Source organism: Methylorubrum rhodinum (assembly GCF_014199935.1).
In the GTDB taxonomy this organism is placed as follows: Bacteria; Pseudomonadota; Alphaproteobacteria; order Rhizobiales; family Beijerinckiaceae; genus Methylobacterium; species Methylobacterium rhodinum.
The window spans coordinates 174036-186645 of sequence record NZ_JACHOP010000006.1 but is presented as its reverse complement, the minus strand read 5'-3'; the positions used below and the strand labels follow the sequence as shown (position 1 = coordinate 186645).

The 12610-nt window shown below is 70.8% G+C and carries 15 protein-coding genes; 8 read left to right on the top strand and 7 right to left on the bottom strand.

What is annotated here, in order from left to right; all coding sequences use genetic code 11:
• Position 1 precedes the first annotated feature (1 nt).
• The 5 genes from HNR00_RS09995 to HNR00_RS09975 all read left to right on the top strand — a co-directional run bounded on the left by HNR00_RS09995 (position 2) and on the right by HNR00_RS09975 (position 2918).
• Positions 2–415 (top strand): hypothetical protein, encoded by a 414-nt coding sequence (locus HNR00_RS09995; RefSeq protein WP_183568721.1) that lies wholly within the window; start codon positions 2–4, stop codon positions 413–415.
• Between the two features lie 159 nt (positions 416–574).
• The gene (locus HNR00_RS09990; protein ID WP_183568718.1) at positions 575–1051 is read left to right on the top strand and encodes a rod-binding protein; all 477 of its coding nucleotides are present in this window, start codon (positions 575–577) and stop codon (positions 1049–1051) included.
• 5 nt (positions 1052–1056) lie between these two features.
• The gene (locus tag HNR00_RS09985) at positions 1057–1386 is read left to right on the top strand and encodes a flagellar protein FlgN (RefSeq protein ID WP_183568715.1); all 330 of its coding nucleotides are present in this window, start codon (positions 1057–1059) and stop codon (positions 1384–1386) included.
• 6 nt (positions 1387–1392) lie between these two features.
• Positions 1393–1839: a hypothetical protein gene (locus HNR00_RS09980; RefSeq protein ID WP_183568713.1), complete on the top strand. Its 447-nt coding sequence runs from the start codon at positions 1393–1395 to the stop codon at positions 1837–1839.
• Between the two features lie 83 nt (positions 1840–1922).
• Entirely contained in the window at positions 1923–2918 is a 996-nt protein-coding gene (locus tag HNR00_RS09975) for a MaoC family dehydratase (RefSeq protein WP_183568710.1), read from the top strand.
• Here the strand turns inward: HNR00_RS09975 and cysC are convergent.
• The 5 genes from cysC to HNR00_RS09950 all read right to left on the bottom strand — a co-directional run bounded on the left by cysC (position 2878) and on the right by HNR00_RS09950 (position 9040).
• Complete coding sequence (gene cysC, locus HNR00_RS09970; protein WP_246390517.1) at positions 2878–3438, bottom strand: adenylyl-sulfate kinase; 561 nt, start codon at positions 3436–3438, stop codon at positions 2878–2880. The genes HNR00_RS09975 and cysC overlap by 41 nt on opposite strands.
• A gap of 313 nt (positions 3439–3751) precedes the next feature.
• Positions 3752–5995 (bottom strand): xanthine dehydrogenase family protein molybdopterin-binding subunit, encoded by a 2244-nt coding sequence (locus tag HNR00_RS09965; RefSeq protein ID WP_183568707.1) that lies wholly within the window; start codon positions 5993–5995, stop codon positions 3752–3754.
• Positions 5988–7034 carry an FAD binding domain-containing protein gene (locus HNR00_RS09960; RefSeq protein WP_183568705.1) on the bottom strand — a complete coding sequence of 349 codons (1047 nt, stop codon included), beginning with the start codon at positions 7032–7034 and terminating at the stop codon, positions 5988–5990. The genes HNR00_RS09965 and HNR00_RS09960 overlap by 8 nt, the downstream gene beginning before the upstream one ends.
• Complete coding sequence (locus HNR00_RS09955) at positions 7031–7537, bottom strand: (2Fe-2S)-binding protein (protein WP_183568702.1); 507 nt, start codon at positions 7535–7537, stop codon at positions 7031–7033. The genes HNR00_RS09960 and HNR00_RS09955 overlap by 4 nt, the downstream gene beginning before the upstream one ends.
• Before the next feature lie 96 nt (positions 7538–7633).
• The gene (locus HNR00_RS09950) at positions 7634–9040 is read right to left on the bottom strand and encodes a cytochrome P450 (protein WP_183568699.1); all 1407 of its coding nucleotides are present in this window, start codon (positions 9038–9040) and stop codon (positions 7634–7636) included.
• 122 nt (positions 9041–9162) lie between these two features.
• Between HNR00_RS09950 and fumC the strand changes: the two genes are divergently transcribed.
• The 3 genes from fumC to HNR00_RS09935 all read left to right on the top strand — a co-directional run bounded on the left by fumC (position 9163) and on the right by HNR00_RS09935 (position 11085).
• Positions 9163–10593 carry a class II fumarate hydratase gene (fumC, locus tag HNR00_RS09945; RefSeq protein WP_183568696.1) on the top strand — a complete coding sequence of 477 codons (1431 nt, stop codon included), beginning with the start codon at positions 9163–9165 and terminating at the stop codon, positions 10591–10593.
• Positions 10594–10657: 64 nt separating this feature from the next.
• Positions 10658–10846 (top strand): DUF4169 family protein, encoded by a 189-nt coding sequence (locus tag HNR00_RS09940; RefSeq protein ID WP_183568693.1) that lies wholly within the window; start codon positions 10658–10660, stop codon positions 10844–10846.
• The gene (locus HNR00_RS09935) at positions 10843–11085 is read left to right on the top strand and encodes a ribbon-helix-helix domain-containing protein (RefSeq protein ID WP_183568690.1); all 243 of its coding nucleotides are present in this window, start codon (positions 10843–10845) and stop codon (positions 11083–11085) included. Before HNR00_RS09940 ends, HNR00_RS09935 begins: the two co-directional genes overlap by 4 nt.
• 3 nt (positions 11086–11088) lie before the next feature.
• Here HNR00_RS09935 and HNR00_RS09930 read toward each other — a convergent pair whose 3' ends face one another.
• Both HNR00_RS09930 and HNR00_RS09925 read right to left on the bottom strand, forming a co-directional pair.
• Positions 11089–11589 (bottom strand): MmcB family DNA repair protein, encoded by a 501-nt coding sequence (locus HNR00_RS09930; protein ID WP_183568687.1) that lies wholly within the window; start codon positions 11587–11589, stop codon positions 11089–11091.
• A gap of 408 nt (positions 11590–11997) precedes the next feature.
• Positions 11998–12606 carry a PRC-barrel domain-containing protein gene (locus HNR00_RS09925; RefSeq protein ID WP_312886032.1) on the bottom strand — a complete coding sequence of 203 codons (609 nt, stop codon included), beginning with the start codon at positions 12604–12606 and terminating at the stop codon, positions 11998–12000.
• Between the last annotated feature and the right edge of the window lie 4 nt (positions 12607–12610).

Sequence of the window (12610 nt, the reverse complement as noted above, 5' to 3'; positions counted from 1 at the left end):
CATGGCCGCGACCGGGGACTTGGGAAAACGCCTCAAGCGCGCCGAGCGGCTCACCGCCGTGCAGGAGCAGATGCGCCGCGCCGCCGAATGGCAGCTCGCCGCGATCCGCCGCGATGCCGACGCGGTCGAGGCGGACCGGGCCGCCCTGCTCGCGGCGCTCGGCGGCGACAGCCACGGCCACCTGTTTCTCGAAGCGGCCAACCGGCGGCTGCGGGCGCTCGCCACCCGCGCCACCGAGCTGGAACAGGCGGCCGCCCGTCAAAGCGACGACGTGCGCGAAAAGGGCCTCGCGCAGAAGCGGGCCGAACTCGGCGCCGAGCGCGTGGGCGACCTGCTGCGGCGCGAGCGCGAGCGGGTCGAGGGCATCGAGCGCCTCGACGGCCTGGCGCAACGCCGCGACGCAAGCCTCCCGTAAGCCACGGGGGCTAGGGTCGACACCGACGTTCCCCTCCCCCCTGCGGAGAGGGGTCAGGGGTGGGGGTCGCGCAGAAGGCACCGCTTCCGCCTCATCCTGAACCACCCCCACCTCCAACTCCTCCCCGCAAGGGGGAGGAGAGCCGAGCCGTGAAGCACGATGAGCATCACCCCTCCCTCCGACATCGTCATGGACGTCGCCCGCGCCGCCGATCCGGCGCGCTATCAGGAGGCGGCGGCCAAGCTGTCGCAGCCGGGCGATCCGGCCGCCTTCGCGGCCGCCGCCGCCGAGGCCGCCCGCGATGTGGGCTACAGCCTGCACATGCCGCTCGACGCCCGCGGTGCGCTCACCAGCCTCAAGAACGACACGTCGCTGAAGGGCACGTCCGACCCCTACCGCAAGTTCGAGGGGCAGGTGCTGGCGCAGTTCATCGAGACCATGCTGCCGGACAAATCGGAAGCCGTCTACGGCAAGGGCAACACCGGAAACCTCTGGAAATCGATGCTGGCCGAGCAGGTCGGCCAGCAGATCGCCAAGTCCGGCGGGATCGGCATCAGTCGGATGCTGGAGAACGCGCAACCGAACAAGGCGCCGACACTGCCCCACGCTGCGACCGGCGTCGCCGGAAAGGTCTGATCCCGATGCTGCTCGATTCCCTCAAGCGCCTGGAAGCCACGATCGAGGCCGAGACCGAGGCGCTGACCGCCAACACCGAGATCGACCTTGAGGCGGTCAACCGGGCCAAGAGCCAGAGCCTGCTGGAACTGACGCGGCTCGCCCGCACGGTCTCGGCGGACGAGATCGACGCCACCACCGGCATCGTGCTCGCGCGCCTGCACGACAAGCTCACCCGCAACCAAGTGGCGGTCGCCCGGCACCTGCGGGCGGTCGAGGAGATCGGCGACACGCTCGCGGCGACGCTGCGGGCGGCGGATTCCGACGGCACCTACTCCGCGCGGATCGGGCGCTGACGGGTCATGAAAGTCCTCGTCACCGGCCTGTGGATCTGCGCCGTCACCATCGCCTCCTGCTACGCGGCGGTGACCTTCGGCGGCGGCTTCTTCTCGAAGACGACCGAGCCCTATCTCGAGGGCCTGCAGTATCAGAAGCTCGCCCCCATCAACATCCCGATGGTGGCCGACGGCAAGGTCCAGGGCTACGTCATCGCCGTTCTGGTCTTCACGGCCGACGCCAAGCTGATGCACACCCTGCCGGTGCCGCCCAACAGCTTCGTCGTGGACGAGGCCTTCCGCCAGATCTACGGCGACACCACGATCGATTTCCGAAAGCTCGCCCGCTACGACATCAACGGGCGGCTCGCCCAGATCCGCGCCAAGGTCAACGAGCGCCTCGGCTCCGACGTGGTGAAGGACGTGCTGGTGGACGAGCTGAACTTCGTCGCCAAGCGCGAGGTGCGGTCGTAGGGTCAGCCATGACCGTCGCGAATTGAGTGGCCGGCGGTGGGCGTGATAGCCCGGACCGGACCCGTCACGCCGCGCGGCAGCCCATGGCTCTCCTCACCTTCGACGATCTCGCCCCCGGCCAGGAATACACGGCCGGCCCGGTCATCGTGACGCGCGAAGCGATGGTCGCCTTCGCGCGGGAATACGATCCGCAGCCCTTCCACCTCGACGAGGCGGCGGCGGCGAAGACGTTCGTCGGCACGCTGATCGGCTCCGGCTGGCAGACGGCGGCCTTCGGCATGCGGCTGCTCGCCGAGGCACTGGTTGGGCGCGCGACCTCCATGGGCTCGCCGGGCATCGACCGCTTACGCTGGCTCAAGCCGGTCCTGCCGGGCGACGCGCTTTCGGCCACGATCCGGGTCGAGGACGTGCGCGCCTCCGCCACGAAGCCCGACCGCGGCATCGCCCGCCTGTCGATGACGCTGACCGACGCCGTCGGCGAGGCGGTGATGACGCAGGGCTTCGCCGTGATGTTCGCCCGCGCCGGAGCGGTGCAGACGCCGCGCGCGGTCGCCCTCGACACCGTTTCCGCGCCCGTCGCGGAGGCGCAGGACGCGGAGCTCTTCCCCTATCTCGGCGAGGCCGAGATCGGCCGTGTGCGGGCGCTCGGCGCCCACCGCTTCGAGGCGGACGCGATCGTCGGATTCGCGAAGGCGTACGACCCGCAGCCGTTCCATCTCGATCCGGAGGCCGCGCGGGCCACGCATTTCGGCGCGCTCTGCGCCTCCGGCTGGCAGACGGCGGCCGTGTGGATGAAGCGGCTGCACGCCACCTTCGCCCGCGACCTCGCGCTGACCGCCCGCTCCGGCCCGGTGCCGCAGCTCGGCCCCTCTCCGGGCTTCAAGGACATGCGCTGGCTGCGCCCGGTCTATGCGGGGGACACGATCTCGTATGCCTGCCGCCTGATCGACCGCCGCGCCTCGGCCTCGCGCCCCGGCTGGGGCATCGCCACCCACCACAACACCGCGCACAACCAGCGCGGCGAGACGGTGTTCGAATTCACCGGCTCGGTGTTCTGGCAGTGGGCTCCGCCGCGCTGAGGTTCAGGAGCGCCTCGATCAGCGGACGGGCCGAATCCCCGACCGCGAGGCCGCGGGTGGCGAGGATCAGGTCCGGCGCCTCCGGCGGCTCGTAGGGCGCGGAGATGCCGGTGAAGTTCGGGATCGCGCCCGCACGCGCCCGGTCGTAGAGCCCCTTCGGATCGCGCGCTTCGCAGACGGCGAGCGGCGTGTCGATGAACACCTCGAGGAACGGCACGTCGCCCGCGATGCCCCGCGCCGCCTGCCGCTCGGCCCGGTACGGCGAGATCAGCGAGACGATGACGACGAGGCCGGCCTCGGCCATCAGCCGGGCGGTCTCGGCGGCGCGGCGGATGTTCTCGTCCCGGTCGGCGGCGGTGAAGCCGAGATCACGGTTGAGCCCGTGGCGCAGGTTGTCGCCGTCGAGCACCATGGTGTGGCGCCCGGCCTCCGTCAGCGCCCGGTCGACGGCATCGGCGATGGTCGACTTGCCGGCCCCCGACAGGCCGGTGAACCACGCGATCACCGGCCGCTGCCCCATCCGCTGCCAACGCCGCTCCCGCGGCTGGAGCGTCTGCCAAGTGACGTTGGAGGCGACGGTCTCGGACGCGATCTTCGGCTTACGGTTCGGTCCGGCCAATCGGATCGTCCTTCGGCGGATGCGGTTCGCAGGAGGATGCCCTATCCGCGCGCGCTCGACAAAAGAGGTCGCACCCCGCGAGCCGGAGGCCGCGTCCGTAGCGCGGTACGACACGAAAACGCCGTGGCGGCCGCCTCGCTTCGGCGACGACAGGGTCGCCGAAGCTCTCGCCCCGCGGCGAGGGGGGGAGAGGGGATGCGCGGCCCGGTCCGCCCTAGCCCAGCAGCTTGTCCAGCGTGATCGGCATCTTGCGCACCCGCACGCCGGTCGCGTGATACACCGCGTTGGCGATGGCGCCGGCCGTGCCGGTGATGCCGATCTCGCCGACGCCCTTGATGCCGAGCGGGTTCACGTGCGGGTCGTGCTCCTCCACGAGGATCGCCTCGATCGAGGGGACGTCGGCGTTCACCGGGACGTGGTACTCGCCGAGGTTCGGGTTCATCACCCGGCCGGTGCGGGGATCGACCACCGCGTTCTCGTGCAGCGCGAAGGACACGCCCCAGATCATGCCGCCGTAATACTGGCTGGTGACGAGGCGCGGGTTGACGATGCGTCCCGCCGCGAAGGCGCCCACCAGCCGCGTCACCCGGATCTGGCCGAGATCGGGATCGACGGTCACTTCCGCGAAGACCGCGCCGTGGGCGTGCATCGCGTAGGATTCGCGCGAGGCCGGATCGGGCGCGCCTTTCCCCGAGGCCGAGACCGAGTTTTTTCCGGCGCGGGCCAGGATGTCGGCGAACGACTCGCTGCGGCTCTCGTCATCGCGGCGGATCAGGCGCCCGCCCGCGGCGTAGACGCCGGCATTGCCGGCGCCGAACAGGGGCGAGCGCTCATGGTTGGTGGCCAGTTCCGAGAGCTGCGCCAGCACGGCCGCGGCGGCCGAGTGGATCGCGGCGCCCGCGGTGGCGGTGTGGGCCGAGCCGCCGGCGATGCCGCCGTTCGGCAGGTCCGACGAGCCGCTCTTGAAATCCAACTGGTCGAGGTCGATGCCGAGGCCGTCGGCGGCGATCTGGGCGAGCGCCGTCCAGGCGCCCTGGCCCATGTCGTGGGCGCCGATCGCCACCGTGCCGCTCCCGTCGGCGCGAATTTCGGCGCGGGCTTCCGCCTGCATCATCAGCGCCGGGAACAGGGCGGTGCCGACGCCCCAGCCGACGAGGCGGCCGGCCGCGTCGCGCATGGAGCGGGGCGCCGCGGAGCGCCGCTCCCAGCCGAAGCGGGCCGCGCCCTGCTCGTAGCATTCGCGCAGGGCCTTGGAGGAGAACGGCCGCTCCGAGATCGGTTCCGCCTCGGCGTAGTTCATCTGCCGGAAGGCGAGCGGGTCGATGCCGCAGGCCTCCGCCATCTCGTCGATGGCGGCTTCCAGCGCCGCGCTGCCCGAGGCCTCGCCGGGCGCGCGCATGAACAGCGGCGTGCCGGTATCGACCCGCACGCCCGAATGCCCGGTCGAGAGGGCGGGCGCCTTGTAGAGGTAGCGCGAGAGGGCGCTCGCCGGCTCGTAGAAGTCGTCGAAGCTGCTGGTGGCGGTGAGCGTGTGGTGATCCAGCGCCGTGAGCGCGCCCGATCCGTTGGTGCCGAGCCGCAGGGTCTGGCGCGTCTCGGCGCGGTGGCCGACCGGGCCGAACATCTGCTCGCGCCGCAGCACCAGCTTCACCGGCCGGTCCACGAGCTTGGCCGCCATGACGCCGAGCACCTGGGGCCCGGAGAGGAAGCCCTTCGAGCCGAAGCCGCCGCCGAGGAAGGGCGAGCGGACCAGGATGTTCTTCGGGTCGATCCCGAACAGGCCGGCGAGCCGCATCGTCGCCATCGCCATGCCCTGGCTCGGCGTGTCGACGGTGAGTTTATCGCCGTCCCACTGCGCCACGATGGCGTGCGGCTCCATGGCGTTGTGGTACTGCGCGGGCGTCTCGTAGACCGCCTCGATCCGGCGCTCGGCTTGCGTCAAGCCGGCTTCGACGTCGCCCTTGGTCGCGCCGGTCTTATCGCCGGCACCGACCGCCTGCGGTTTGTGCGGCTCGGCGACGTCGAGGCCGATGCGGGGGCTTTCCGTTTCGTAGCGCGGCGCCAGCAGCTCGGCGCCCTCGGTCGCCGCCTCCAGCGTCTCAGCGATCACCACCGCGATCGGCTGGTGGGCGTAGCGGACACGGTCGTTCTGGAGGAGGTCGAGGCGGAAGGTGAAGGGGTCGTTCTTCGCATCGGGGTCCGAGGCGAGCTTCGGGGCGTTGCCCGGAACCATCACATCGACGACGCCCGGATGGGCCTTCGCGGCCTCGACGTCGAGATGCGTCACGCGGCCCTTGGCGATGCGGCTCACCGCGACGACGGCATGCAGCAGGCCCTCGGGGCGGTTGTCGGCCGCGAAAGTCGCGCCGCCGGTCACTTTCAAAAAACCGTCGCGGCGGGTGAGCGGCTGGCCGATGCTGGAGCCGTGCCGGGCCTGCTCGGTGGCGATGTCAGGCATGGAGCATCTCCTCGAAGGCGGAGGCCGGCAGCGCGGGCATGCGCTCCGGGGTGCCGGCGACGGCGCGGGTGAGCGTGCGCACGATCAGGCGGCGGGCGAGTTCGATCTTGAAGGCGTTGTCGCCGGAGGCTTTGGCGTCCGCGAGCGCCGCGTCGGCGGCTCGGCGAAAGGTCGACTCGTTCGGCTCGGCACCGGCCAAGACAGCCTCCGCCTCCCGCGCGCGCCACGGCTTGAGGGCGACGCCGCCCAGCGCGAGGCGGCCTTCCGCGATCCGCCCCTGGTCGAGCCGCAGCGACGCGGCGGCCGAGACCACGGCGAAGGCGTAGGAGGTGCGGTCGCGGATCTTCAGGTAACGGGAATTCTCGGCGAAGGCGGCGGCCTCGGTCGGCAGGCGGAGCGCCACGATCAGCTCGCCCGGCTCCAGCACGGTCTCGCGCTCGGGCGCATCGCCCGGCAGGCAGTGGAAGGCTTCGAGCGGGACGCTGCGCGTGCCCCCCTTGCCCTCGATCTCGACACTCGCATCGAGAGCGACCAGCGGCACGCAGAAGTCGGAGGGATGAGTGGCGATGCAGTGCTCGCTCCAGCCGAGCACGGCGTGGAGCCGCGTCTCGCCGCCCTGCGCCTCGCAGCCCGCGCCGGGCTGGCGCTTGTTGCAGGCGCTGGCCGGGTCGTAGAAGTACGGGCAGCGGGTGCGCTGCATCAGGTTGCCGGCGACCGTCGCGGCGTTGCGCAACTGCGCCGAGGCGCCCGACAGCAACGCCTCCGCCACCGACGGATGGGCGCGGGCGAAGGCGGTGTCGTAGGCGAGATCGCTGTTGCGCACGAGGGCGCCGACGCGGAACCCGCCCTCGGGCAGGCGCTCGATCCGGTCGAGATCGGGCAGATGCGTCACGTCGACGAGGCGGGCGGGCCTCGTGAGGCCGCCCTTCATCAGGTCGAGCAGGTTGGTGCCGGCGGCGAGATAGGCCGCGTCCGGTGCGGAGGCCGCCGCCACCGCCTCGGCGACGGTCCCGGCGCGCACGTAGTCGAAGCGGTTCACGCGGCTTCTCCCTGCTGCTCGGACATCTTGGCCTGGGCGTCGAGCACGGCCTGGGTGATGCCGATATAGGCGCCGCAGCGGCAGAGGTTTCCGCTCATCGCCTCCCGCACCCGCTCGGGATCGTCGCCGGCACGACCTTCGCGGATCAGGCCGACCGCGCTCATGATCTGGCCCGGCGTGCAGAAGCCGCACTGGAAGCCGTCATGCGCGATGAAGGCGGCCTGGACCGGATGTAGCGCATCGCCCTGCGCCAGCCCCTCGATGGTGGTGATCTCGGCACCATCCAGGCTGACCGCGAGGCTGAGGCAGGAATTCACGCGCCGCCCGTTCACCAGTACGGTGCAGGCGCCGCACTGGCCGCGGTCGCAGCCCTTCTTCGATCCGGTGAGGCCGAGGCGCTCGCGCAGGAGATCGAGGAGGGTGACGCGGGGATCGTCGAGGGTAATGTCGTGCCGCGTGCCGTTGACGCTGAGCGACAGGGACAGGCTGGATGATGGTTCCATGGGCGGACTCCCACTCTGGAAGCGTTTCAATTAGCCCAGCTGGACCGTCCGGCCAGTGCAGTGCGAAACGGTCGCAGCGTTTCGGGAGCCGCGCGATCAGTGGCGACGCGCCGTCACCATCCGCAGGCCCTCCTTCGGCCGCAGCGTCACGCGGTGCAGCGGCGTCACCGGCGGATGGTCCGGCGGCAGGGTGAGACGCACCGCGCGGACCACGTGGGCGAGCACCAGCGTCGCCTCCTGCAAGGAGAAGCTCTGGCCGATGCAGATGCGGGGTCCCGCGCCGAACGGCAGGTAGGAGAAGCGCCGCACCGCATCGCGCCGCTCACCGAGGAAGCGGTCAGGAATGAAGGCGTCGGGCGCCTCCCACAGGCGCTTGTGGCGCTGCATCACGTAGGGGGCGATGATGACGGTGGAGTTACGCGGAATCTTCACGCGCCCGATCCGGTCGTCGCGCAGGGCCTGACGGCTGAGGAACGGCACCGGCGGGAATAGCCGCATGGTCTCCTCCATCACGGCCTTCGCGAAGGGGAGCCGGTCGAGGCTCATCGCGCCGTCCTCGCCGAGCGCGGCGTCGGCCTCCGCCTCAAGGCGGTCGCGCACGCCCTCATCCTGCGACACGCAGTAGAGCGCCCAGGTCAGGGCGTTGGCGGTGGTCTCGTGGCCGGCGGCGATGAAGGTGACGATGTTGGCCTTCACCTCCAGATCCGAGAGGCCCTTGCCGGATTCCGGATCCTGCGCGGCGAGCAGCAGGGTCATCAGGTCGTGGGGCGCCTCGCCGCGGGCGAGCGCAGCCTTGCGCCGGTCCAGCAACTCGTCGACCACTTCGGCGAAGTAGCGGAGCGCGGGCCGCGCCTTCAGCCGCCCGAGGCGGGGCACGAAGCCCGGCACGCCGAACACGTCGAGGGGGTCGATCGGCCCGATCGATTCGAGCAGCCGCGTGAGCGCCCGCCCGAGGGCGTCGGGATCGCCGGAAAGCCCCTGCGTGAAAATCGTCCGCTCCAGCACGTCCAGCGTGGTGCGGGTCATCTCCAGCACGACGTCGATGCTGGCGCCGTCGCGCCGCGCGAGCCGCTTGGCGACGCGGGCGCCGGCCTTGTCCATCTGCGCGGTGAAGCCCGCGACGTGGCGGGCGGAAAAGATCGGCGCCAGGGTGCGCCGCTGCAGGCGCCACTCGTCGCCCTCGGCCGTGAGCAGGCCGTTGCCGAGGCCCGGCGCCAGGACGCGGCGCTGGAGATCGTCCTTGCGGTAGTTGGCGCCGTTCTCGACCAAGAGGTAGCGCACGAGATCGGGATCGCTCACGACCGTGATGCGGCCCATCGCGCCCTCGCCGGCCACGACGAACTCTTCGAAGTGCGCCTGCATCCACGTGGCGATGGGGTTCTCGCGCACCGCCTTGAGGAAGGCGAACAGGCCGAGCGGCCGGGTCAGCGGCGGCGGCACCTTCGGACGGAAGGGTTTTGTGTCTGCGACAGCTTGTGCCGTGAGAAGCGCCGTGTCGGACATCGGCTGTCGAACCTTCGCGGTGACGGACAAGAAATTGCGTCACACCCCATGGTGGGGCGCCATCGCGCTCAAGCCTCGGCTTCGTTAAGTAGGGGCCGATCCGAGCCAACGAAGAGGCCACGATGTCGCCGCACGAGTCCCCAGCCGCCGAGTCCCGCGTCGAGACCCGCACGGAATCCGACACCTTCGGCCCGATCGAGGTGCCGGCCCACCGCTATTGGGGCGCGCAGACCCAGCGCTCGATCCAGAATTTTCGCATTGGCACCGAGCGCCAGCCGGCGCCCTTGGTCCACGCACTGGGCATCGTGAAGCAGGCCGCCGCGCTGGTGAACAAGGATCTCGGCGGGTTGGAGGCCAAGGTCGCCGACGCGATCGCCGAATCCGCCGCCGAAGTGGTCGCCGGCAAGCACGACGACGAGTTCCCGCTGGTCGTCTGGCAGACCGGCTCGGGTACGCAGTCCAACATGAACGCCAACGAAGTCATCGCCAGCCTCGCCAACGAGCGGCTGGGGGGCAAGCGCGGCGGCAAGTCGCCGGTTCACCCCAACGACCATTGCAACCGCGGCCAGTCCTCCAACGACACCTTCCCGACCGCCATGCACATCGCGGTCGCCCGCGAGGTCTCGGCCCGCCTGATGCCGGCGCTGACCCATCTCCATGGCGCGCTCGACGCCAAGGCGAAGGCGTTCGAGAGCATCGTCAAGATCGGCCGCACCCACCTTCAGGACGCGACCCCGGTCTCGCTGGGCCAGGAATTCTCGGGCTACGCCGCGCAGGTCGCGCTCGGCGGCGCCCGCGTCGCCGCGACGTTGCCGGGCGTGCTGGCCCTGGCGCAGGGCGGCACCGCCGTCGGCACCGGCCTCAACGCGCACCCGGAATTCGCCGAGCGGTTCGCCGCCAAGGTCGCGGAGCTGACCGGGCTGCCGTTCACGAGCGCCGAGAACAAGTTCGAGGCGCTGGCCACCCACGACGCCCTCGTCTTCCTTCAGGGCGCGCTCTCGGCGCTGGCGTCGGGTCTGTTCAAGATCGCCAACGACATCCGCCTGCTGGGTTCGGGCCCGCGCTCTGGCCTCGGTGAGTTGTCGCTGCCGGAGAACGAGCCCGGCTCCTCGATCATGCCGGGCAAGGTCAACCCGACCCAGTGCGAGGCGCTGACGATGGTCTGCGCGCAAGTGATCGGCAACGGGACCACCGTGAGCTTCGCCGGTAGCCAAGGCCATTTCGAGCTGAACGTGTTCAAGCCGGTGATCGCCAACGCGGTGCTGCAATCGGTGCGCCTGCTCGCCGACGCGGCGGTGAGCTTCACCGACAATTGCGTCGTCGGCATCAAGGCCAACGAGGACAGGATCAGTGACCTGATGAGCCGCTCGCTGATGCTGGTCACCGCGCTCGCCCCCTCGATCGGCTATGACAAGGCCGCCGAGATCGCCAAGACCGCGCACAAGAACGGCACCACCCTGAAGGAGGAGGCGCTGCGCCTCGGCTACGTGACGGACGAGGAGTTCGAGCGCGTGGTGCGGCCCGAAACCATGCTGGCGCCCGGCGCCGAATAGGCGCAAACTCCTGATTCGGCGCGGGAAATTTTTTCGCGCCGAAATCCCGGCGGAGGACGATGTGGTGGCCGAGATCATCAACCTGCGGCAGGTGCGCAAGGCTCGCGAGAAGGCCGAGCGCGAGGCCAAGGCCGCCGAGAACCGCGTGCTGTTCGGCCGCCCGAAGAAGGCCAAGACGCTCGCGGAGACCCGCAAGGCGATCGAGGCCACCCGCCACGAGGGCCACCGCCTGACCGACCCCGACAAGGAATGACGAAAGCGCGCCCCGCGCCGGAGGGCGTCGCCAAACGCTCGGTGATGATCGCGGGCCACCGCACCAGCGTCTCGCTGGAGGCGGAGTTCTGGGAGGCGCTCCAGGGGATCGCACGGGCGGAAGGTCTGTCGGTTCAGGCGCTCATCGGCCGGATCGATGCAGAGCGGGCCGGGCGCAACCTGTCCTCGGCGATCCGCGTGCACGTGCTGCGAACGGTGCAGACCGAAACGAAAAGCTGACCGCTACAGCGCGCCCTCGCGGATCGCACCGGGATCGGCCAGCGCGTGCAGCAGCCCGGCGGCGAAGTGGGCGAAGCGCAGGGTCACGGCCTTGCGCCGCGGGCCGCTCAAGGGGTGGGCCGCCGGCTCGCGCAGGATCGCGGCGCCGAAGGCATCGGCGACGATCAGGCCGCACTCCTCCGGGATCAGGGTTTCGGGCACGCTCTCGGGGATCGCAAAGAAAAAGCGGTCGCAGTAATCGCGGTAATCCGGCCATTTCCGGTCGGCGCGGAAGTCGGCGACGCTCGACTTGATCTCGACGATCGTCAGTTTGCCCGCCCCGCAGAGCGCGATCACGTCGGCCCGGCGGCCGTTGGCGAGGGAGAATTCCGGCAGCGTGACGCAGCCCATCTCGGCGAACAGACGCCGCACCCCGCGCTGGATGTTGAGCGCGGTGGGCGACTGCCGCCGGTCGGGCGGCAGGACGACATGCGCGAGGGCCGGCGACGCGAGGGCTGTGGACATGCAGTAGATCTTAGCTTGCCGATGGCTTGCGGGTGAGGCCGAATCGTGACCCCGCCAGTCTGGCAGTCGCGCGCCGCCGCTGTCACCTGTGACGATGGCTCGCGCCGGTCGCCGTCGATTCCCGACAGTGGGGGGCCGATTCGATGACCGCCGCGGCGGCCCCGATGGTCTCCGGCGAGCGACGACTCACAGGCCCGGCACCGCGCGGGCCATGAGCAGGCTCACCGAGATCCCATCGAGACCGGTCGCGGCGGCCGAGTCGGAACCGGACGGACCGGATACCGGGATCGGCGGCGCCGGGTGCGTCGCTTGCGCCGGCGCTTGAGCGGGCTGATCGCCCGGAGCGGGACGGCGGCGGCGATGGCCCGCATCGCGCCTCCCGAGGACCTGAGTGAGGTAAAAGAGCGCTCAGTCGCCCTTGATCGTGAAGGCCGGGGCGTCCTGAAGCTGCGCCTTGGTAAGGCGCACCTCGGCGTGAACGATCTTGTCACCGGCCAGGACGGTGGCGGGGCGTTCGGACGGCCGTGCGGCCTCGACCGAGCCGGTGGCGTCGGTCACCCGGTCGCCTTGCTGGTTCTGCACGGCGCCGAGCACATCGCTGCTGGTCTTGGAGCCCGGCATCGTCTCGGGCGTCGCCTTGTCGGCCGCAGCCTGGCTCGGCGCGTTGTCGACCTTCACCACCGAGGACGGGCCGCTGGTGAGCGACACGTCGCCGGTGTTCCAGGCGAACGCGTCGAAGGGCACCGCCACCGACTTCTCGCCGACGCCCAGAAAGCCGCCGACGCCGATCACCACGGCGCGGATCTGGCCGGAGCCGTCGATCAGCAGTTCCTCGATCTCGCCGACGCGGACATGGTCCATCCCGATCACCGGCACACCGACGAATTTCGAGCCGCGCACCGTCCCGGCCGGGCTCTTGGCGAGGAAGGGCGCGGCGCCCTCGGCGAAGGCCGGCGCGCTCGGCAGCGCAAGACCGAGCGTCAGGGCGAGGGCGAGGCGGATGGAGGCAGGGGACACGTCG